We start from the raw sequence: 20,985 nt of genomic DNA on the forward strand, positions 1-20,985 counted from the left end.
CAACATGAGCTTTAAACTGAATTTAGTGCCGGGCACCCTGACACTGGCGCAATTGCGCCAGGTACAACAAGGCCCGGTTGAACTGAGCCTGGACAACTCAGCCATCGCCGGGATTGAAAAATCGGCGGCCTGCGTTGCTGATATTATTAAACAAAACCGTGTGGTGTATGGCATTAATACCGGTTTTGGCTTACTGGCCAATACGCGGATCAAAAACGAAGAATTAGAGTTGTTGCAAAGGTCTATTGTGTTATCCCACGCCGCCGGCTTTGGCGACATTATGGACGACAGCACAGTACGCTTATTAATGGTGCTGAAAATTAACTCACTCGCCCGCGGTTTCTCAGGCATCCGCCTGTCAGTTATTGACGCACTGATCAAGCTGGTCAACGCTGAAGTTTACCCGTGTATTCCGAAAAAAGGCTCGGTGGGTGCATCCGGCGATTTAGCGCCACTGTCACATATGGTATTGCCATTGATTGGCGAAGGTGAAGTCAGCTACAAGGGCCAGATTTATGATGCCCGCGAAGGCCTGGCTTTTGCCGGTCTTGAGCCGGTAACCTTAGCAGCAAAAGAAGGTTTAGCCCTGCTTAACGGTACTCAGGCGTCTACCGCACTGGCACTGGAAGGTCTGTTTAAAGCAGAAGATTTATTCGCCGCCGGTAGCGTTATCGGTGCCATGAGTGTAGAAGCAGCTATGGGCAGCCGCTCGCCGTTTGATGACCGCATTCATCAGGCCCGAGGCCAGCGCGGCCAGATTGATGCCGCCGCCATATACCGCCATCTGCTGGGCACAACTTCAGAAATTGGCGAAGCACATCATAACTGCGAAAAAGTACAGGACCCATACAGCCTGCGCTGCCAGCCGCAGGTAATGGGCGCCTGTTTAACGCAAATACGCCAGGCGGCGGATGTATTGGTAATTGAGGCTAACGGCGTTACTGATAACCCACTGGTATTTGCCGATGACAACGATATTTTGTCCGGTGGTAACTTTCATGCCGAGCCTGTCGCCATGGCAGCAGATAACCTGGCGTTGGCAATTGCCGAAATCGGCGCAATATCTGAGCGGCGCATGGCGCTGCTAATAGATGCTACCTTAAGCAAGTTACCAGCATTTTTAGTACCCAACGGTGGTGTAAACAGCGGCTTTATGATCGCCCAGGTAACGGCAGCAGCGCTGGCTTCGGAAAACAAGAGCCTGGCACATCCGGCCTCGGTAGACAGCCTGCCAACATCCGCCAACCAGGAAGACCATGTGTCCATGGCTACCTTTGCCGCCAGACGCTTAGCCGATATGGCCGAGAATACCATTGGCGTATTAGCGGTAGAATATCTGGCTGCAGCCCAGGGCCTGGATTTTCGCGCCCCGCTAAAATCCTCCCCGGCTGTTGAGCAAGCCAAATACTACCTGCGTGAACAGGTAAGTTTTTATAGCGAAGATCGTTACTTTGCGCCAGACATTGAACAAAGCGCCAACTTGCTGCGTCAGCGTCAGTTAAATACCCTGCTGCCACAAAATTTACTGTGTAGCTTCTGAGTTATACGGCAGCACCATTTTGGTGCTGCCGCACCCTTTTCGTTCATGTCCCTTTTTACTGGCTGGACCAGTTCCCATTTCTTTGTTAACTTCAGGTTGTTTACCAGACAGCTAGTGTCTATGGTTAAGGCACAGCTACGGCGTGGAGTTTGCTTCCGTGACATCATTAAAAGTTGCGCATAAAGTTATTATTGGCTTCGGATTTATCGCTTTGCTGTTGCTATTATCCAGTGGCTCTGCACTGCTGAGCTTTGCCGCAATTACTCAGTCCAGTAACAGGGTTAATACCCTCGCTGTACCGGTACAGCAACAGAGTAACGCCGCGCAAATTCAGTTGTTAAAACTGGCGAAGTTGTCTGCGTTGGGTTTTACAGCAGAACAAGACAGTGAAATCAGCCAATACCAGCAACGGTTTAATAGCGGCAGTCAAACCTTACGCGATCTACTAACCGGCTTAACAACCCTCACCAGCGGCGAGGCGGCTTTTACTCAACCCCTGATTGATATCGACAACCACTACCAACAATATGCCGCTGCAGTTGATACGATGTTTAATGCCAGACTACAAAGCATTGCTATGCAACGCCAGGTGCAGACCGAACTGGCAGAATTGGAACAACTGATTGATAACATAGGCGCCAACCTGCTGGATATCTCTTATCTTGAACTGCGTGGTGGCAGACAACAAAATGAGTTGATAGCCGGCAGCGCAAACCGTATTGATGGCCAATTGCTTGGCTTGCTAAATACCCTGAAAGAAGTAGCCGCTTATAACGAACTGGCAGCGGCTGAAACCGGCCAGGAAAGTATTAGTTTTACGCTGAGTGATATGCAGGTCAACATCGACTATCTGGCTGATATTCTGGATAAGCTCGACACCGATGGTTTATGGCAAAATACCACTGAACAGCTGGCACAACTGACCCGTGAACTGGAAGCCCAAAACAGTCTGGCCAGCGTTAAGCTGCAGCAGGTCAGCGCGCAACAAGCTGCCCGTGTACAGCTGAATCTGTCTGAACAACGGGTTGAACAGGTTATTCTTGCGTTGGATAAACTACTTTCGGCAGCTGATATTCAATTCAGTACCTTACAACAGAATGTGTCTGATGCTGTCAGCTCAGGCAATACCCGCACACTTAGCCTGATGGTAGTGCTGATTTTACTGGCTGTAGCTGCAGCCTATCTAACAATAAATGCCATGCTGCGCCCGCTGGCCGATATTAATAAAGTACTGGGTGACATTGCCAGAGGCGACTTAACCCGCAAGCTGCACATTACCAATCAGGACGAATTTGGTGCACTGGCTGCTAAAGTAAACAGTCTGATTAATGCACTGAGCGCACTGATTATTAATATTCAGAACAACGCCACTGAGCTTAATTTAAACGCCAGCCAGTCAGCGAAAGAAGTGGGTGAAATTAACGACTCGCTGCACCAACAGCAACGCCAGATTGCACTGGTAAACGATGTGACACAACAACTGGCAGACAGTACCCGCGACATTGCCCTGCAATCGGCAGAAACTACCGCAGCAATGCAACAAGCATTGCTGCAGGGAGAGCAAATAGACTTAATAGCCGGCCAGAATAATAAACTTATTAATCACCTGGCAGAGCAACTGACTGCAACCAGCGCAGTAATGAGTAAAGTAAATGACGAAGCTAATAATATTGGCAGTATTTTAGCGACTATCCGCGGTATTGCAGAACAAACTAATCTGCTGGCACTAAACGCAGCCATTGAAGCGGCAAGAGCCGGAGAGCAAGGCCGTGGTTTTGCTGTAGTGGCCGATGAAGTACGCTCTTTGGCCGGACGCACCCAGCAGGCTACTGATGAAATCCGCCAGATGATCGAAACTCTGCAACAACAAAGTAAACAGGCAGTGCTTGCCGTTACTAATGGTAAAACAGATGCAGACAGCTGTGTGGCGCAAACCCTGGAGCTGGTATCTTCACTTGCTCTGGTGAATCAGGCGATAGCCCAAACGCAGGATATCAGCAACCGGGTAACAGCTGCCACTGAAATGCAGTTAGATCTGGGCCAGGCCATAGATCAAAATATGCAGCAGATGGTCAATATTGCCCATATCAGTGGTGAAAAAGCCAGCCGCACTTTACAGCACAGCGATGAGGTATCTGAACTGGCAGTAGAGCTGCAGCAAGCGGCCAGCGCCTTTAAAATATCCTGACAATACTGAGGCATGTTCCGCTGTGGCGGAATTTGTCTTCTGTGAGATAGCCGCGTACGCGCAGTACAGTGATTGCGTAATACGGTGATTGTATGATGTGGTGGTGTAATAAAGTATTGCGACACAGCGGCATCCTGCCGCTTTATTGCCTATCCTGAGCGAAGAAAAGGGCTGGACAATGTCCAGCCAGGCAGGAAGTATCTTTGTGTCCTTTTGTTTTTCTTTCGATTCCATTCGCTATTCATAGTGCCAAAACAGTAACAAAAAACCCGATGAAAACATGATATTGCTACTAAACCATAGCAAATTGTTGCTCACGCTGTCTTTTCTGCTGCTTTTTCAGACTTTTTGCATCAATCAATTCAATATTGGCTTCATGAGCAAAAATCCAGGCCTGATTACTAAACCCGGCATAGCTGACTACAACACCACTGCTGAAATCAGCAGCCAGCATTTGTTGAAACAACGCACGGATCTGGGAAATATCAACCGACTGATTTTTCTGCTGGATGTAAACCAGCTTTTCACTCTCGCCTTGCAGACACTTGTAATCAGGGCTGACGCGATTAGAATGTGTCAGCTTGCCCTGGCGTCCTAAAAAGCGCTCTGCTTCCTGCATAAACTGCTGCTGTTTGTCCGCTGACGACAAAAATGCTTTAATCGGGCGCGCCAGCCCCAGCAGCTTATGCTGCTCGTCCAGCTCAAAAAAGGCCAATACATTAAAGAACAATGCCACCATAAACATCAGCACAAAGGTCCATAGCATAAACGCTGACCAGAAAGCTGATAACACCCATTGGTTGTCACTCAGCAGCAGAGAATGCTCAGCAAAAAACAAATAAACAGCACCGGCAATAATGCCAAGACCAGTACTGACAGATGAGATAAGTAGCCATTTATTTTTCATATCAACCTCAAGTCCATATGCAACAAGCTACAGTATCAATCTGCAGCTGAAATTTTTCTTAACAAGAAGTTGATAAATGGATTATAAAGTCGCTGCCTGCTTAATTTTGCATCAGATACAATAAGTTAAAGCATCAGAAGCCACGGTAAAACGATAAGAAAAGTTGAACTGCCGGACAAACTTTTCAGCATTCACTTTACGCCCCTTAGTGCTTTCATTAGCAAAAATGGCTGGCGCCGTACCTGCTGACACAGCCGCCTGCTGATAAAAATCCTGCCGCAGTAAAGTTGACGGGCAACTAAGATTGAACACTCCGTTACAAGGTGTAACACCAAGTAAGAGTGTGACGGCCGCAATAATATCTGCTGCATGCAGCATATTAACCGGGGCAGTTGCATCAGGCAGCACCTTACCTGCGGCAAAACGCCCCGGATGCCGCCCCGGGCCCATTAAACCGGCAAGACGCAATGTTATTGCCGGTTGAAACTGCTGCAGTGCCTGTTCACCCTGCCATAGCAAACTAACCCGGGGCTCTGTCATTTGTATCGCGGCAGTTTCATCGACCTCACCTTGCAGGCCATGATAAATGCCGGTAGAACTAAAATGTATTATTTGCCTGCTGCCAGCCACTGTAGCCAGTGTGGCAAGTTGCTGTAAGGCTGCAATGTAATGTTGTGACTTCTGCTCCCGCCCCGGAGTAACAGCACAAATAACGATTGCATCATGCAAAATGGCCGCTACGGTGTGTTGATCTGCCGGTATATTTAAATCCAGTACAAAACCGGTTACGCCAGTTGGTAAATCAACCAATGCAGAGCCTGAACGACGGCTGGCATATACCTGATGACCTTGTGCTACTAAATCTGCCGCTAATTGCTGCCCCAACCAGCCACAACCAATAATGACGATTTTCATTCCTGCCCGGCCTTAACCGGCAATACGGCATAGCGGCCGCTAAATTCAGCAGCAAGTTCACCGGCAGAAAACACCTGCACTTTAATATGCTGCACGGCTTTACGCCCTTCAGCCAGCACATCCAGAGCTCCGGCACATTGTTGTAATGCACAGCGCGCCTGTGGCTGGGCCGCGACCGGTTTAAGATACTTAATTGTTGCATCTGCCAGTACCTGATCGCCGTGTAACCCCTGTGCCTGTAACTGCAGATACAACATGCCCCAGCCCGTTAATGTCGCCAGTGCATAGATACTGCCGGCAAACATGGTCTGGTGCAGATTAATGTTTGGCGCCAGCGGGGCGTCACAGCGTATTTCATTGCCATCAAAGCCAGCGACAGCCAATTGCATATACTGGCTAAGCGGTATGGTCTGCTGCCAGGTATCATTTAACTGACGACACCACAGCTGGTGTTGCTCTGAGGTGCCAGCCAGCCGGATTTGCTTTTGCATAACAAAGTGCGCAATACCGTACAGCTGAGGGGCAGCTCCCAGTTGGCGATAACCATTGCGTTGATAAAACGCCAAAGCAGTATCACGTGCATTTAATCTGATATAATCACAACCCCATTTTACCGCCTGTAACTCCAGCCCAGCCAAAACCCTGCCACCGGCACCTTTACCCTGATACTCCGTAGCAACCGCCATATAACGCACCTGGGCCCCGCCTTGTTCAAGCTGATGCAAACGCCCGATAGCAGCAATATCACCATCCGGTGTTAATAACATCAGATGATAAGCCTGCTCTTCCAGCCCGTCGCGTTCTGAACCAGGTGGTTGCTGCCAGGGGGCGCGTAATATTTGCCAACGTAGCTGATAATAACGATGCCATTCGTCTGGGGTGGCGGGCGAGCGTAATTGCCAATGCCGCATAAGGTACAACTCCGAAAAATTAGCTCTGCAGTAAAAACGTCACCGGACCGTTGTTCACCAAACTAACCTGCATATCGGCAGCAAATTGCCCGGTTGCGGTGTTCAGGCCCAGTGAACGGCAATATGCCACAAAAGTTTCGTAATACTGGTTGGCTTTGTCAGGTATTGCCGCGGGTGTAAAGCTGGGCCTTAAACCCGATTGGGTGTCAGCTGCCAGCGTAAACTGTGACACCACCAGTAAACTGCCACCAGCCTGCTGCACATTCAGATTCATTTTGCCATTGCTGTCGGAAAACACCCGGTAGTGGCAAACTTTGTGCGCCAGCCTGGTAATATCTGCCGGTGTATCTTCAGCTTCAACCCCCAGCAACACTAATAAACCATGCTCAATCTGGCCGATAGTGGCACCATTAACCGTAACAGACGCCTGATTCACCCGCTGGATTAATGCTTTCATTTTACAACTTAACCTCATTTGTGTCGTCAGACGGGTCAATCTGATCCGGATCGTCGGCATCGGCCTGTTCGGTATCTGCAGCAATTTGCTGCAACAAGGCTGTCATTTCAGCCCCCAGCAATACGACTAACCAACACAGGTACACCCATACAAAAACAATCGGTACTAACGCCAGTGCACCATACAGGGTGTCATAGGCCGGAAAATGCGTAACGTAAACCGCAAAACCACGTTTAGATAATTCAAACAGCAGCATCGCCAGTAGCGCCCCCCAAAAGGCATGCCGGCTGCGTACTTTAATATTTGGCACCACCAGATACAGCAGAAAAAATGCCAGTAAAGACATCAGATACGGCACTGTGCCCAACAACAGCGTAGACAGCCCCGGAGTATAATCCTCAGCAAGGCGGGTCAGCCTGATCAGGTAAGATGTTACTGCGATAGATGAGCCAAACAGAATGGGCCCTAATGTCAGGATCATCCAGTAAATCGAGAACGAGATAACCGGCCTTGGCCTTCTGGTCACCCGCCAGATTTTGTTCAGCGTTTTATCAATGTTATGAATAAGCAGCAACGCCACAAACACCAGTACCGCAATACCTATTGCCGTCATGCCACCGGTATTACCGATAAACTGGTTAATGTAGGTTTGAATTTCTTCACCACGCGAAGGAATAACATTGGCGTAAACAAAAGCTTCAATGCCCTGGCGAAACTCTGCAAACATCGGAAAAGCACTTAGCATGGAAAACATTACGGCTATCAAAGGCACAACAGACAACAGTGAAATGTAAGCCAGATAACCGCCAATCATACCAATTTGATCCTGCTGGCAACGCTGGATATAAAGCTTAACAAAGCGCACAGCAGTTTTCAGATAGGATTGCCATTCAGGCAGCATAACGCCTCCAAATCACATAAATACTAGCAGAGGATACAAGAAAAGCAGTGGTTCAACCAGCTTGGCAACTAGCTAACCCTCTGAGTACTAAAAATAACCCAGAAAAAAGGCCAGCTTGATGCTGGCCTTATACACAGATTGCCCGGTATTAACCGCGGCTGGCGCGTTTACGATCGTTTTCTGTCAGGTGGCGCTTACGGATACGGATCGATTTAGGTGTAACTTCTACCAGTTCGTCATCATCGATAAATTCCAGCGCCTGTTCCAGCGTGTAGCGGATTGGCGGCACGAGATTAATCGCTTCATCGGTACCGGACGCCCGTACGTTAGTTAATTGCTTACCTTTTAAGCAGTTAACTGTTAAGTCGTTACTGCGGCTGTGAATGCCGATAACCTGACCTTCGTATACTTCTTCAGCGTGGCCAATAAACATACGGCCACGTTCCTGCAACGAGAAAATGGCATAACCGGCAGCTTTACCCATGGCGTTAGAGATCATTACACCGTTGGTGCGCTGGCCGATAGTACCGCCTTTGTGCTCGCCGTAGTGATCAAAGCTATGGTACATCAGGCCGGTGCCTGAAGTGATGGTCATAAACTCGGTACGGAAACCAATCAACCCCCGGCTTGGCATTAAGAAATCCATGCGGATACGGCCTTTACCATCGGGTTGCATATTGGTCATTTCAGCTTTACGCTCACCCATACGCTCCATAATAGAACCCTGGTTCTGCTCTTCGCAGTCAATGGTCACGTTTTCCATGGGTTCCATCTTCACGCCGTCAACCATTTTCATGATAACTTCCGGCCGTGATACCGCTAATTCAAAACCTTCGCGGCGCATATTTTCAATTAATACACCCAGGTGCAATTCACCACGGCCGGATACTTTGAATTTATCGCCATCTTCCGTTTCTTCAACCCGCAGCGCAACGTTGTGTTTCAGTTCGTGGTTTAAGCGTTCCAAAATTTGGCGCGAGGTAACAAATTTACCTTCTTTACCAGCGAATGGCGACGTGTTTACCTGGAAAGTCATGGTAACGGTAGGTTCATCTACCTGCAGCGGCGGTAACGCTTCTACTTTAGTAGTGGCGCAGATAGTATCAGAAATTTTCAGTTCACCCAGGCCGGTAAAGGCTACGATATCACCGGCGTTGGCTTCAGTAGTTTCTACCCGCTCTAAACCTAAGTAACCAAACACCTGGCCTACTTTACCGTTGCGCCTGGTGCCATCAGCACCAACAACCGTAACCTGCTGGTTTGGCTTTAAGGTACCGCGCTTAATACGGCCGATGCCGATAATGCCCAGGTAACTTGAGTAATCCAGCTGTGATACCTGTAGCTGGGTTTCACCATCCAGCTCAACTGCTGGCGGAGCTACGTGTTTAACAATAGCTTCAAACAAATCGGTAATATCGGTTTTGGGTTCGTTATAATCTAAGGTTGCCCAGCCGTTTAACGCAGAAGCGTAAACAATCGGGAAATCCAGTTGCTCATCAGTGGCGCCTAAGTTATCGAACAGATCAAACACCTGATCAATAACCCAATCCGGACGTGCACCCGGACGGTCAATTTTATTCACTACAACAATTGGCTTTAAACCGTGTGAAAACGCTTTTTGTGTTACAAAGCGCGTTTGCGGCATAGGGCCGTCAACGGCATCAACCAACAGCAATACTGAGTCTGCCATTGACAGTACGCGCTCAACTTCACCACCGAAGTCGGCGTGACCCGGGGTATCAAGAATATTAATATGATAACCGTTCCAGCGCACCGAAGTATTTTTTGCCAGGATAGTTATACCGCGCTCAGATTCCTGCGCATTCGAGTCCATTACGCGCTCCTGTAGCTTGGCGCGGGCGTCGAAGGTGCCAGACTGCTGTAGCAGTTTGTCAACCAAAGTGGTTTTACCATGGTCAACGTGCGCAATAATGGCAACGTTGCGCAGCTTGTCTAAGTATGTCGCGGTAACGCTCATGTAAATATATCCTCTGTGGCACTAGATGACCGTAATGACCACCAGGCAAAACTAACTGAAACGAAAGGGCGCACATTCTACTCTGTTTTTGCATGGAAATAAAAACGGCAACCGCAGTTTAAGCAATTTTTTTTCTCACAGCCCTCAGCAGCATCTAGACTTAAGCCTGCCATAGGCGCACCATAAAAATGCAACCAAGCACCATAGTGGTGCAACACTGATATCCAAGGCGCTGCATCAGCTAACAATACAAATATAAATCAAACACTTAAATGTTTGGCATATATCTGGCATTTATTGGAGCAACACCGCTAAATCAGTTCAAAACAGATTAATTGGAGGAATGCATGTCTGCATCATCTGTACTGAGTTTAATTAAAGAAAATGAAGTGAAGTTTGTAGATTTACGTTTTACTGACACCAAAGGTAAAGAACAGCACGTGACAGTTCCTGTTAATCAGATCAGCGAAGACTTCTTTGAAGATGGCAAGATGTTCGACGGCTCTTCTATTTCTGGCTGGAAAGGTATTAACGACTCAGACATGATCCTGATGCCGGATGCATCTACCGCAGTACTGGACCCGTTTTTTGAAGAAACCACACTGAATATTACCTGTGACGTTATCGAGCCGAGCACCATGCAGGGTTACGACCGTGACCCACGTTCTATTGCCAAGCGCGCTGAAGAGTACCTGAAATCTACCGGTATTGCCGATACTGTGCTGTTTGGGCCAGAGCCGGAATTCTTTATGTTTGACGACATCCGCTTTGAAACTACGATGTCTGGTTCTTTCTTTAAAATTAACTCGACTGAAGCGGCATGGAACTCAGGCACCAGCTATGAAGATGGTAACAAAGGCCACCGCCCAAGCGTAAAAGGCGGTTATTTCCCACTGCCACCGGTAGATTCAGGCCACGATATCCGCAGTGCCATGTGTATGGTACTGGAAGAGATGGGTCAAACTGTTGAAGCACACCACCACGAAGTTGCTACTGCCGGCCAGAACGAAATTGCTACCAAGTTCAACAGCCTGACCAAAAAAGCTGATGAAGTGCAGCAACTTAAGTATGTTATTCATAACGTAGCGCACCTGTATGGTAAAACGGTTACCTTTATGCCAAAACCTTTAGTGGGTGATAACGGTTCAGGCATGCACTGCCACCAATCGCTGGCAAAAGACGGCGTAAACCTGTTTGCCGGTGATAAGTATGCCGGCCTGTCTGAAACCGCGCTGTACTATATCGGCGGTATTATTAAACATGCTAAAGCCATTAATGCCTTTACCAACCCGTCTACTAACTCATACAAGCGTTTAGTACCGCACTTTGAAGCACCGGTAATGCTGGCTTATTCTGCGCGTAACCGTTCAGCCTCTATCCGTATCCCACTGGTACCAAGTGCCAAAGCACGCCGTATTGAATGCCGCTTCCCGGATCCGGCAGCTAACCCATACCTGGCTTTTGTTGCCCAGTTGATGGCTGGTTTAGACGGTATCCAGAACAAGATCCACCCTGGTGATGCGATGGACAAAGACCTGTACGACTTACCGGCAGAAGAAGCGGCCAATATTCCACAGGTTTCAACCTCTCTGGAAGAAGCGCTGAACGAGCTGGACAAAAACCGTGCTATTTTCACTAAAGGCGGCGTAATGTCTGATGCAATGATCGATGCCTATATCGACATGAAACGTGCTGAAGCCCGTAAAGTAGCGGTTGCTGTGCACCCGTTAGAATTTGAACTGTATTACAGTGTTTAAATAACAATTTGATTAAAAGCTCACTTCGGTGAGCTTTTTTTTTGTAGAAAATTAAAGCGAAGCAAGCTAGAGTAACCCGGTGGAGTAACAACAATAAAATAACATGGAACCTGCAAAGTATATGAATAAAGTATTGTTTATTATAATAATGTTGCTTTGCACAACATCTTTGCCAGCGCAGGAAAACAAAAAAGTATTTGTAACACGCGATGCTAACGGCGTGCTGGTATTTTCTGACAGCCCGCAACCTGGCGCAGAAGAACTGACGCTGTCGACCCGGGCCAATATTATGGCCGCCACAGATCCCACCCTGCCCGCGCGTAAGGCACCTGCCGCCGAGCCTTTTAACGTTGAGATTGTACAACCTGAAGAACAAGGCACAGTGCGTGATAATACCGGCTCTGTTTATGTATCCGGCAAAATCAGCCCGATGTTTGAACGCGGTTTGCGGGTACGCTTGTTGTTAGACGGTAAACCTCAGGGCGAGCCGCAAAGCAATGCGGTATTTATTTTGCGCGATGTTCACCGCGGCGAGCACAAATTGCAGATGGAGCTTTTTGATCAAAACGGCAAGCTTATTGCAACAAGTCCTGTAACGACCTTCTATTTACATAGAACATCGGTAATCTCACCAAATTAGTGCGCATGCTATGCAATTCAGCCTGAACTGAATTACACTGCTAAACTGGCGCACCAAATTGGTGCATAAGGTGAAGCAGTGACAAATACAGTAATAGCAACCGAACAATTACATGCTCATATCAGCGAACAACTGACAACGGCAATAATGCTATTGGACGCAGGCTTGACGATCCGCTACTTCAATACCGCATGTTGTGCAGTGTTAGGTTTGGGCGAAAAACGTCTTAGCGCGCAATTTTTTCCGGATTTATTCCAGCATTGCGATATAAACGCACACCACTTTGTTGGAGCACTCAACAGCAAGCAGGGCTTTGGTGTCAGCGACGTGCAGGCGGTATTAGCCGACGGCCGTCATTTGCTGCTGGATATTTCAGTTACTATCTGCGAAAACCCGGCCGAACATTTATTGCTGGAAATCCGCCAGGTTGACCAACAACGCAAAATTAGCCTGGAAAGCCTGCAGCAACATCAGCATCTGGCAGCGCGGGAATTAATTCGCGGCCTGGCCCACGAAATTAAAAATCCGCTGGGTGGTTTGCGCGGTGCCGCGCAGTTGTTGGAAGAATCGTTAAATGATGAGTTAAAAGAATACACCCAACTTATTATTGCGCAGGCCGACCGGCTGCGTAACCTGGTAGACAGACTATTAGGGCCTTACCGGCCGGCACAGCGTGTAAGTGCTAACCTGCATCAGATTATTGAGCAGGTACGCCAGCTGGCATTAATGGACAATCCGGCATTAGTGCAGTTTAGCCGCGACTACGATCCCAGCATTCCCGATTTTCCGTTTGATCCGGAGTTAATTGAACAGGCATTGCTGAACATAGTGCGTAATGCCCAGCAAGCTCTGGAGCAAACCGAGCAACCAGCCATTTGCCTGCAAAGCCGCGTATTGCACCAGCACACTTTACATGGCAAACGCTACAAACTGGTGGCACTGATCCGGGTTATCGATAACGGCCCCGGCATTCCTGCTGATATTAAAGACACTTTATTTTACCCGATGGTCAGTGGCAAAGCCGGCGGTACAGGGCTTGGCTTGTCTATTGCCCAAACCCTGATCCACCAGCACGGCGGCTGGATTGATTGCGACAGCTGGCCCGGCCATACCGAATTTACGTTATACCTGCCAATTGCAGACACTGAGGATTGAACTAATGAGTCATACTGTGTGGATTATTGATGACGACAATTCTATCCGCTGGGTTCTGGAAAAAGCCCTGGCCCGGGCGGATATTTTATGTGAAAGCTATGCCTCAGCCGATTTGATGCTGCAGCGGCTGGAGTATGACCAGCCTGCTGTCGTAGTATCAGATATCCGCATGCCTGGCACTGATGGCATGGCGTTGCTTGGCAAGTTGCAGGAACTTGCCCCGGAGCTGCCGGTAATTATTATGACTGCGCATTCCGATCTGGACAGCGCAGTTAACGCCTTTAAACGCGGCGCGTTTGAGTATCTGCCAAAACCCTTTGATGTTAATGATGCCGTAGCGCTAATCAGCCGTGCGCTGGAACATGCCAGTGCACGCCAACCTAAACACAAGGCTGTAGCGCCTGCCCTGTCACCGGAAATTATTGGCGAAGCGCCGGCAATGCAGGAAGTATTCCGTGCTATTGGCCGGCTGGCGCGCTCCAGTATCAGCGTGTTAATTAATGGCCAGTCTGGTACCGGTAAAGAGCTGGTGGCCCGCGCGCTGCACAAGCACAGCCCGCGCTGCGAGCTGCCGTTTATTGCACTGAATATGGCAGCAATACCAAAAGATCTGATTGAGTCAGAGCTGTTTGGCCATGAAAAAGGCGCCTTTACCGGCGCGAATAATTTGCGTAAAGGCCGCTTCGAGCAAGCCGATGGCGGCACCTTATTTCTCGATGAAATCGGTGATATGCCGCTGGATGTGCAAACCCGTTTGCTGCGGGTGCTGGCAGATGGCCAGTTTTACCGTGTGGGTGGCCACCAGGCTATTGGTGTAGATGTACGCATTATTGCCGCTACCCACCAAAACCTGGAGCATCTGGTAGGTGAAGGCAAGTTTCGCGAAGACTTATTCCACCGGCTAAACGTCATCAGAGTGCATTTACCGCAGTTAAAGGAGCGTAAGCAGGATATCGCCAAACTGGCACAGCATTTTTTATTGCAAGCAGCAAAAGAGCTGAACGTCGAGGCAAAAACCCTGACCAAAGAGGCTGAACAGTTTTTAAGCCAGCTCGACTGGCCCGGTAACGTACGCCAGTTAGAAAACACCTGCCGCTGGCTAACGGTAATGGCCAGCGGCAAGCATATTGTAGTGGCCGATTTACCGCCTGAGCTGACATCGCCACAAAAAGCTGTACCGGCAGTGCAAAACGGCCAGGGAGGTAGCTGGCAGGATTTACTGGCAGGCTGGATCAGCCACAAATTAAATGCCGGCGAAGAAAATATACTGGCTGAAGCCGGGCCGGAGTTTGAGCGTACCGTGTTGCAACAGGCTCTGCAGTTTACCCACGGCCATAAACAGGAAGCGGCAAAACGGTTGGGCTGGGGCCGCAATACCCTGACCCGTAAACTTAAAGAGCTGGATATAGAATAAAAATAAGGCCGGGCGTTAAACGCACCGGCCTGTTGTTAATTGTAAAAACGCCGACAATGTCAGGCCCTCAGATACTTCAGGCATCACTACGTTGCTGCTTTTTTTGCTGCCATTTCTGCCGTTTTTCATTTAGCTGCTGGCGCTGCTCATCAGTCAGCACCTGTAACACCTGATGCTGTAACTTCATCGCGGCCAGCCGTCTGTCTACTGCTTGTTGCTGCTGCTTTTCTAACAGCAGACGTGCAGCGGTTTCATCAAAGGTGTCTGCGGCCAGTAAATCACGCATTTGCTGGCGTTCAGCCTTATCTGGCCGGGCCGTTTTTTGCTCACTACGGTGTTGCTGCATTAACTGTTTAATCTGTTCACGCTGGCTATCGGTAAGTTCCAGCCCCGCCAGCATGCGCTTCATCGGAGCATGCTGCATATGACGGCCGTGTTCATAACCTGCCGCTTTGTGTTCATGGGCAACAGCAATACCTGACAGGCTGCTGGCAGTAAGTAAACCTAAAGCAAAAATCAGTTTTGATACTTTCATCGGATACACTCCTCTATTAAGACAGCCTAAGCATAAAACAGCCAATGCAAAGCAACGCAAAGGCCGGGTAAAGATTCTGTAAAGCTGTATTGCAAGGCGCTGACATTAGGTAAACTCATAGCAAATAAGGAGTGGTTATGCCTGCAATTTTAATGATCGACGACGACACCGAACTGTGTGAACTGGTAGCCGAATATCTGGCGCTGGACGGTTTTCAGTTTACTGCTGCCCACGACGGCCAGCAAGGCCTGACTATGGCACAAAGTGGCGACTATCAGTTAATTCTGCTGGATATTATGCTGCCCGGTATGGATGGCCTGTCAGTGCTTAAAGCTTTGCGTGCCAGCCAGTACTGCCCGGTATTAATGCTAACGGCCCGTGGCGATGATGTTGACCGTATTGTCGGCCTTGAGCTGGGCGCGGACGATTATCTGGCCAAACCCTTTAATCCACGCGAGCTGGTTGCACGTATTAAAGCGATATTACGCCGGGTTGAACTGACTCAGGTACCACAGAGCAATAGTGACACTGTGCTTAATCTGAACGGGCTGCTGCTGAACCCGGCCAGCAGGCAACTGAGCTGTAACGGCGAAGTGATAGCATTAACCGCCACAGAGTTTCAGCTGCTGGAACTGTTGATGCGCCGCGCCGGTGAGGTTGTCAGTAAAGATGAACTTAGCCGTGAAGTATTAGGTAAACGGCTGCAAATGTATGATCGCAGCCTGGATATGCATATCAGCAATATCCGCAAAAAGATCGCGGTATATAGCAGCAACGAGAAAATTCAAACCTTACGCGGCAGCGGTTATCTGTTTTTGCAAGGTGAAGCATGAACTGGTTAACGCACCTTAACCCGTTTCATTATCTGGCCGGGCGGATATTTCTCTGGTTCTGGCTGGTATTGTTAAGCGCCGTGTTTGCCACTTTGGCACTGTCACGGGCTTTAGTTGAGCAAACCGAAATCCGCCGTCTGCCACATAATGTTATTCAGCAATTACAACAACATCTGGCACCGCTGGCAGACAGCGAAAACAGTGCGCATTTAGTTGCCCGGCTACAACAAGACAGCCCGGACCGCTGGCTGGTAGTTGATGCGCAAACGCAAATCGTACTGACGCCACAGCTGTTGCCACGTGATTTTGATCAGCACTGGCTGACGGAGCTGTCACAATTATCCCGCCCACGCTGGTTAAAACACCATAACACCTCGCTGGCCGGCCCTTTTATCCTGCAGCTTGGTGATGAAACCCTGGCACTGTACCAGAAAAGGCAACGCCCGCCGCAGCCGTGGTGGCGTTTAAGCGAAATCCCACAACATGTATTAATGTTGTTTACCTTACTTATTTCTGCCGTTGCCAGCTTTGTGCTGGCGGTATCCATTTCCCGGCCGCTGCGTGAGCTGTTACAGCGTAATCTGCAATTTGCCGATGGCCAGCTTAACAGCCGGGTGACCAGCCTTATTAAACGCAAAGATGAACTGGGGCAACTAGGCCACAGCTTTAATACCATGGCCGAACGCATTAGCGCCCTGCTAACCAATCAGCAGCGCTTACTACGTGATATCTCGCACGAGCTACGCTCGCCGCTTGCCAGAGCGCAGCTGGCACTGGGTTTAACTGAGCGTCAGCAAAATCTGGAGCAGGTACCCAGGCTAAAACAAGAGCTGGACCGGCTGGATAGTATGCTGGATGAACTGCTGACCTTTAGCAAACTGGATGCTGGCCAGTATCAGCTGCAGCAACAAAGCTTCGACTTAACCGAGCTGCTGTCTGATATTATTGATGTTAACCGGGTAGAGGCCGATGTAAAACAACAACAAATCCTATTGCAGGCACCGCAACAGCTGGAAATAACAGCAGACAGCAGGCTGCTGGCCCGGGCGATTGAAAATATTCTGCGTAATGCTATTAAATACGGCCCGCCGAACAGTGACATAACCTGTGCAATAACACAGTTGCAGCAACAACTGGTGCTACAAATTTGCGATCAGGGGCCTGGTATTGCCCCCGATCAGCTTGAGGCGATATTTGAACCCTTCTACCGGGTGTCAGACAGCCGTACCAGCAGTACCGGTGGTACCGGGCTTGGCCTGGCAATAGTGGCACAAATTATCCGCCAGCATGGTGGAAAAGTGCACGCAGCCAATACCACCGGGCAAGGGCTTTGTATCACTGTGCAGTTACCGCTACACTAGCGCCACAATACTGATTAAAAGAGCCTATTTTGACAGCAAGTGATTTCCCTTTGTGGCAGGCCAGCGGCCATGCTGCCAATCTGGCAGAGAACTGGGCGCAGCAATTACTGCCATTCTGGCAAAGTATGACCTCAGGCGTACTAACCAGCAGTGATGGCCTGAAATTAAGTTACCACTATCATCAGAGCCCCAACGCACGTCATGCCGTAGTGATCAGCGCAGGCAGGATGGAAATGGCCGTAAAATACGCCGAACTGTGTTTTGAACTGGTTAGTGCAGGCTATAGTGTTTTTTTACTCGATCACCGGGGCCAGGGCCTGTCGCAGCGTGAACTTGGCAACCCGCACAAGGGCTATGTGGCTGATTTTGCGCTGTATCAGCAAGATTTAGCCCAGTTTATTCAACATATAGTGCTGCCAACCGGCCACAGCAGCCATATTGCCCTTGCTCACTCAATGGGCTGTGCCATCCTTGCCGGTTACTTACAACAACAACCGCATCCGTTTAAAGCCGCAATACTGGCTTCGCCAATGCTCGGTATTTATACCGGCCTGGTACCGGCCCGCTTAGCAGAACCTCTGGCCCTGGCATTTGGTGCTGTTAACCGGGCGCTTAAAGCCCCGCCATGGTATTTCCCCGGCCAAGGTAATTATCAGGAAAAAGCGTTTGCCAATAACCCGCTGACCAGCTGTGCCGAACGTTATCAGTGGTTGCATCAGTTATACCGCACATATCCTGATACCCGGCTTGGCGGCGTGACCACAGCCTGGGTTGATGCAGCAATAAAAGCCATGCGGCGCCTGCAGCAAGACGCCACTAAATGGCATACACCGGTGTTAATGCTACAAGCCAGTGAAGACAAGGTAGTTAGCAATTACGCCCAGCAGCTCTGGTATCAGCAATTGCCTGAAAACCTGTATCGCGGTCGTGTGGTACTAAAGCAGGCACGACATGAAATTTTTATGGAAACAGACAGCATCAGACAACAGGCATTTGCCGCTATTAATGATTTTTTGGCACAGCTGCCAGACTAATCCGCTTTTGCTACAATACCGCCTTATTAAGCCGGAGAGCCCCATGCTGCATATAGTGCTGTTTGAACCTGAAATTCCGCCGAATACCGGCAATATTATCCGCCTTTGTGCCAATACTGGCTACCAGTTGCATCTGATAGAACCGTTAGGTTTTGAGTGGGACGACAAGCGGGTAAAACGTGCCGGGCTGGATTACCACGAGTTTGCCAATGTAAAACGCTACGCCAGTTTCAGCGACTTTATTTCACAACAAAAGCCAGGCCGCTTATATGCCTGCACCACCAAGGGCCATACCACGCACAGCGATGCGGCTTTTGCCGCCGGAGATACGCTGATATTTGGCCCGGAAAGCCGGGGCCTACCATTGGAGGTATTGCAACAAATGCCAACTGAAAACTGGCTGCGTATTCCGATGACAGCCAACAGCCGTTCAATGAATTTATCTAATGCCGTAGCAGTTTTTGTTTATGAATCATGGCGCCAGCTGCTCTACGCCGGAGCCAGACCATAACAACCGGTAATAGCATTTGCATATAGCAAAAGACTGCGGCTATATTTAATGCTGTTTTTATCGATAACAAGGATGTCGATACTATGCTGCTGTCTGGTTGGCTGCTATCTGGTTGGCTGCTGTTGTCTGCTGCGGTACAACTGCCGGCAACGGCTTTGAGTGGAGATACTCACACTATTATGCTACTGGCACTAGCCGTATTACTGCTGTTGGTTATTGTACTTAGCCTGTACAACCGCAAGCTGCTACATAGCAATAAAACTGCCGGGTCAGAACAACAGGCACTGAAAAACCTGCTTGATCAGTCAGCTGAATTTATTGCTATTTTGGACAGTAATTTACAGCCCACTTATCTGAATCCGGCATGCTCATCAGTTATATCAGCTACGCCAGCTCCACCGGCCGTTTTTAAAGACGAAGAAAGTGATGTGTTGCTGCTTGCCGAAATTGCCTCACAGCCACACTGGCAAGGTGAAGCCTGGCTACAACTGGCAAATAATGAAAAGCGCACGCCGGTAGCTTTAACCATGACCCGCCACCTGGATAGTGGCAGCTACCTGCTGATTGGGCGTGATATCAGCCACTGCAAGCGAAAGCAAACAGAGCAGGATGCCGATTATATTTATGATGCCGACACCGGCCTTTTTACCCCATTACTGCTTAACCAATTTATTCAGACTGCGATAAACAGCTCCACCGTCAGCCAGTCACAATTCGCTATTTGTCTGATCAAGTATAATCAGATCGTAAGTTATATGGCCACAGCCCCCCAGGACAAAGTGCCGGATGTGCTGCGCAGCCTCAGCGCACAGTTAAAACAGTACAGTAGCAAAGGCGCCATAATTGCCAGATACAATACAGATACACTGGCTATGCTGATCCCAACGCATCTGTGCTCGGCCCAAATTGAAGTTAACCTGAACCGGCTGGCGCATAAAATACTGCTACTGGCCGACCAGGCAGCGCAGGAATTTAAACAATCAGCCCTGCAAACCTATATCGGCATTAGTATTTATCCTTTGGATGGTACCAGCCCGGCAGTACTGCTAAGCAGTGCTTCAACGGCAATCTGTAACGCAGCCAGACTGGGCCGCAGTAATATGCAATTTGCCAACAGCCGCTATCAGCTCAAAGCGCCGGAATATCTCGCTCTGGAAGCCGAATTGTTAAAAGCACAGGATAACAACGAGTTTGATGTTTACTATCAGCCCAGGCTCAGTATTGGCAGTAACCGTGTTGTCGGTTACGAAGCCTTGCTACGCTGGCACAATCCGAAACGCGGTATACTGGCACCACAGTATTTTATCAATATAGCGGACGACACCGGCCAGATTGTTGCCCTGGATAAACTGGTATTCCGTAAATGCTGCCAGCAACTGAATCACTGGCAACAAACCGGCATCAGCCGTGGCCGCATCTCGGTAAATATTTCTACACTGAGCTTTCGCCAGCAAGATTTTGTCAGTGCGCTGCAGCAACAGCTGGACGATGCACAGTTATCAGCCGACTTATTTGAGCTGGAACTGCATGAAGATATTTTCCTGCAACCTGACAGCACAATAAACACCACATTACAGCAACTTATAACCTTGGGTTTTCATTTAACACTGGATAATTTTGGCCAGGGTATATCGTCACTATCTGTACTGCGCGAATACCCGCTGCACAGCCTGAAAATAGCACAGAGCTTTATCCGCGATATGGAACACAATGAACAACAGCGCAATATAACCGCAAGCTTGATCCGGCTGGCGTCTTATTTACAAATAGATGTGATAGCAACAGGTATTGAAAATGAAATGCAGGCTTACCTACTGCATGTAATGGGGTGTGATATTTTACAGGGCCATTTATTTAGTAAAGCCCTGCCAGCAAGCGAAGTACCCGCTCTGCTGGCGAGGGAAAACCGGTTATTACGTAAAGAAGTCGGCTAATAAAACGCAGTGAA

General features: G+C 49.0%; 18 protein-coding genes. 11 read left to right on the forward strand and 7 right to left on the reverse strand.

Annotated elements, in window-relative coordinates; genetic code table 11:
- Positions 1 to 4 precede the first annotated feature (4 nt).
- Together hutH and J3B89_RS06285 are read left to right on the forward strand one after the other, a co-directional pair.
- The gene (hutH, locus tag J3B89_RS06280) at positions 5 to 1,540 is read left to right on the forward strand and encodes a histidine ammonia-lyase (RefSeq protein WP_215396661.1); all 1,536 of its coding nucleotides are present in this window, start codon (positions 5 to 7) and stop codon (positions 1,538 to 1,540) included.
- Between the two features lie 157 nt (positions 1,541 to 1,697).
- On the forward strand, positions 1,698 to 3,728 hold the full coding sequence (locus J3B89_RS06285) for a methyl-accepting chemotaxis protein (RefSeq protein ID WP_215396662.1): 2,031 nt from the start codon (positions 1,698 to 1,700) through the stop codon (positions 3,726 to 3,728).
- Positions 3,729 to 4,020: 292 nt separating this feature from the next.
- Here the strand turns inward: J3B89_RS06285 and J3B89_RS06290 are convergent, their stop codons facing one another.
- From J3B89_RS06290 to typA, 6 genes are all read right to left on the reverse strand, one after another.
- On the reverse strand, positions 4,021 to 4,635 hold the full coding sequence (locus J3B89_RS06290; RefSeq protein WP_215396663.1) for a restriction endonuclease: 615 nt from the start codon (positions 4,633 to 4,635) through the stop codon (positions 4,021 to 4,023).
- A 111-nt stretch (positions 4,636 to 4,746) separates the two neighbouring features.
- The gene (locus tag J3B89_RS06295) at positions 4,747 to 5,550 is read right to left on the reverse strand and encodes an NAD(P)H-binding protein (RefSeq protein ID WP_215396664.1); all 804 of its coding nucleotides are present in this window, start codon (positions 5,548 to 5,550) and stop codon (positions 4,747 to 4,749) included.
- Positions 5,547 to 6,461 (reverse strand): bifunctional GNAT family N-acetyltransferase/hotdog fold thioesterase, encoded by a 915-nt coding sequence (locus J3B89_RS06300; RefSeq protein ID WP_215396665.1) that lies wholly within the window; start codon positions 6,459 to 6,461, stop codon positions 5,547 to 5,549. The genes J3B89_RS06295 and J3B89_RS06300 overlap by 4 nt, the downstream gene beginning before the upstream one ends.
- A 19-nt stretch (positions 6,462 to 6,480) precedes the next feature.
- Positions 6,481 to 6,918 carry a D-aminoacyl-tRNA deacylase gene (gene dtd, locus J3B89_RS06305; protein WP_215396666.1) on the reverse strand — a complete coding sequence of 146 codons (438 nt, stop codon included), beginning with the start codon at positions 6,916 to 6,918 and terminating at the stop codon, positions 6,481 to 6,483.
- A gap of 1 nt (position 6,919) precedes the next feature.
- The gene (locus tag J3B89_RS06310) at positions 6,920 to 7,819 is read right to left on the reverse strand and encodes a virulence factor BrkB family protein (protein ID WP_215396667.1); all 900 of its coding nucleotides are present in this window, start codon (positions 7,817 to 7,819) and stop codon (positions 6,920 to 6,922) included.
- 148 nt (positions 7,820 to 7,967) lie between these two features.
- A complete protein-coding gene (typA, locus tag J3B89_RS06315) occupies positions 7,968 to 9,797 on the reverse strand; it encodes a translational GTPase TypA (protein ID WP_215396668.1) in 1,830 nt (609 codons plus the stop codon).
- A gap of 347 nt (positions 9,798 to 10,144) precedes the next feature.
- On the opposite strand from typA, the gene glnA reads away from it, so the two are divergent.
- From glnA to glnG, 4 genes are all read left to right on the forward strand, one after another.
- Positions 10,145 to 11,554, forward strand: coding sequence for a glutamate--ammonia ligase (gene glnA / locus J3B89_RS06320; RefSeq protein ID WP_215396669.1), 1,410 nt, complete (start codon positions 10,145 to 10,147; stop codon positions 11,552 to 11,554).
- A 121-nt stretch (positions 11,555 to 11,675) separates the two neighbouring features.
- Positions 11,676 to 12,194, forward strand: a complete 519-nt coding sequence (locus J3B89_RS06325) for a DUF4124 domain-containing protein (protein WP_215396670.1) — start codon at positions 11,676 to 11,678, stop codon at positions 12,192 to 12,194.
- Positions 12,195 to 12,272: 78 nt separating this feature from the next.
- Positions 12,273 to 13,349 (forward strand): nitrogen regulation protein NR(II), encoded by a 1,077-nt coding sequence (gene glnL / locus J3B89_RS06330; protein ID WP_349814193.1) that lies wholly within the window; start codon positions 12,273 to 12,275, stop codon positions 13,347 to 13,349.
- A 4-nt stretch (positions 13,350 to 13,353) separates the two neighbouring features.
- Positions 13,354 to 14,763, forward strand: coding sequence for a nitrogen regulation protein NR(I) (glnG, locus tag J3B89_RS06335; protein WP_215396671.1), 1,410 nt, complete (start codon positions 13,354 to 13,356; stop codon positions 14,761 to 14,763).
- A 76-nt stretch (positions 14,764 to 14,839) separates the two neighbouring features.
- Here glnG and J3B89_RS06340 read toward each other — a convergent pair whose 3' ends face one another.
- Entirely contained in the window at positions 14,840 to 15,298 is a 459-nt protein-coding gene (locus tag J3B89_RS06340) for a Spy/CpxP family protein refolding chaperone (RefSeq protein WP_215396672.1), read from the reverse strand.
- A gap of 137 nt (positions 15,299 to 15,435) precedes the next feature.
- On the opposite strand from J3B89_RS06340, the gene J3B89_RS06345 reads away from it, so the two are divergent.
- From J3B89_RS06345 to J3B89_RS06365, 5 genes are all read left to right on the forward strand, one after another.
- A complete protein-coding gene (locus J3B89_RS06345) occupies positions 15,436 to 16,131 on the forward strand; it encodes a response regulator transcription factor (RefSeq protein WP_215396673.1) in 696 nt (231 codons plus the stop codon).
- Positions 16,128 to 17,492, forward strand: a complete 1,365-nt coding sequence (locus J3B89_RS06350) for an ATP-binding protein (protein WP_215396674.1) — start codon at positions 16,128 to 16,130, stop codon at positions 17,490 to 17,492. Before J3B89_RS06345 ends, J3B89_RS06350 begins: the two co-directional genes overlap by 4 nt.
- A 29-nt stretch (positions 17,493 to 17,521) precedes the next feature.
- Positions 17,522 to 18,526, forward strand: coding sequence for an alpha/beta fold hydrolase (locus J3B89_RS06355; protein ID WP_215396675.1), 1,005 nt, complete (start codon positions 17,522 to 17,524; stop codon positions 18,524 to 18,526).
- 43 nt (positions 18,527 to 18,569) lie between these two features.
- Positions 18,570 to 19,037 carry a tRNA (uridine(34)/cytosine(34)/5-carboxymethylaminomethyluridine(34)-2'-O)-methyltransferase TrmL gene (gene trmL / locus J3B89_RS06360; RefSeq protein ID WP_215396676.1) on the forward strand — a complete coding sequence of 156 codons (468 nt, stop codon included), beginning with the start codon at positions 18,570 to 18,572 and terminating at the stop codon, positions 19,035 to 19,037.
- Between the two features lie 83 nt (positions 19,038 to 19,120).
- A complete protein-coding gene (locus tag J3B89_RS06365) occupies positions 19,121 to 20,971 on the forward strand; it encodes a putative bifunctional diguanylate cyclase/phosphodiesterase (RefSeq protein ID WP_215396677.1) in 1,851 nt (616 codons plus the stop codon).
- Positions 20,972 to 20,985: the final 14 nt, after the last annotated feature.

This window comes from Rheinheimera oceanensis (assembly GCF_018831085.1).
Taxonomy (GTDB): domain Bacteria; phylum Pseudomonadota; class Gammaproteobacteria; order Enterobacterales; family Alteromonadaceae; genus Alishewanella; species Alishewanella oceanensis.

Bases quoted from the DNA above. Each gene is read 5' to 3' on its own strand.
- J3B89_RS06345 (WP_215396673.1), top strand. From the start codon at position 15,436: ATGCCTGCAATTTTAATGATCGACGACGACACCGAACTGTGTGAACTG.
- J3B89_RS06300 (WP_215396665.1), bottom strand. From the start codon at position 6,461: ATGCGGCATTGGCAATTACGCTCGCCCGCCACCCCAGACGAATGGCAT.
- J3B89_RS06350 (WP_215396674.1), top strand. From the start codon at position 16,128: ATGAACTGGTTAACGCACCTTAACCCGTTTCATTATCTGGCCGGGCGG.
- dtd (WP_215396666.1), bottom strand. From the start codon at position 6,918: ATGAAAGCATTAATCCAGCGGGTGAATCAGGCGTCTGTTACGGTTAAT.
- J3B89_RS06340 (WP_215396672.1), bottom strand. From the start codon at position 15,298: ATGAAAGTATCAAAACTGATTTTTGCTTTAGGTTTACTTACTGCCAGC.
- J3B89_RS06290 (WP_215396663.1), bottom strand. From the start codon at position 4,635: ATGAAAAATAAATGGCTACTTATCTCATCTGTCAGTACTGGTCTTGGC.
- hutH (WP_215396661.1), top strand. From the start codon at position 5: ATGAGCTTTAAACTGAATTTAGTGCCGGGCACCCTGACACTGGCGCAA.
- glnA (WP_215396669.1), top strand. From the start codon at position 10,145: ATGTCTGCATCATCTGTACTGAGTTTAATTAAAGAAAATGAAGTGAAG.
- J3B89_RS06295 (WP_215396664.1), bottom strand. From the start codon at position 5,550: ATGAAAATCGTCATTATTGGTTGTGGCTGGTTGGGGCAGCAATTAGCG.
- J3B89_RS06325 (WP_215396670.1), top strand. From the start codon at position 11,676: ATGAATAAAGTATTGTTTATTATAATAATGTTGCTTTGCACAACATCT.
- glnG (WP_215396671.1), top strand. From the start codon at position 13,354: ATGAGTCATACTGTGTGGATTATTGATGACGACAATTCTATCCGCTGG.
- typA (WP_215396668.1), bottom strand. From the start codon at position 9,797: ATGAGCGTTACCGCGACATACTTAGACAAGCTGCGCAACGTTGCCATT.
- J3B89_RS06310 (WP_215396667.1), bottom strand. From the start codon at position 7,819: ATGCTGCCTGAATGGCAATCCTATCTGAAAACTGCTGTGCGCTTTGTT.
- J3B89_RS06365 (WP_215396677.1), top strand. From the start codon at position 19,121: ATGCTGCTGTCTGGTTGGCTGCTATCTGGTTGGCTGCTGTTGTCTGCT.
- trmL (WP_215396676.1), top strand. From the start codon at position 18,570: ATGCTGCATATAGTGCTGTTTGAACCTGAAATTCCGCCGAATACCGGC.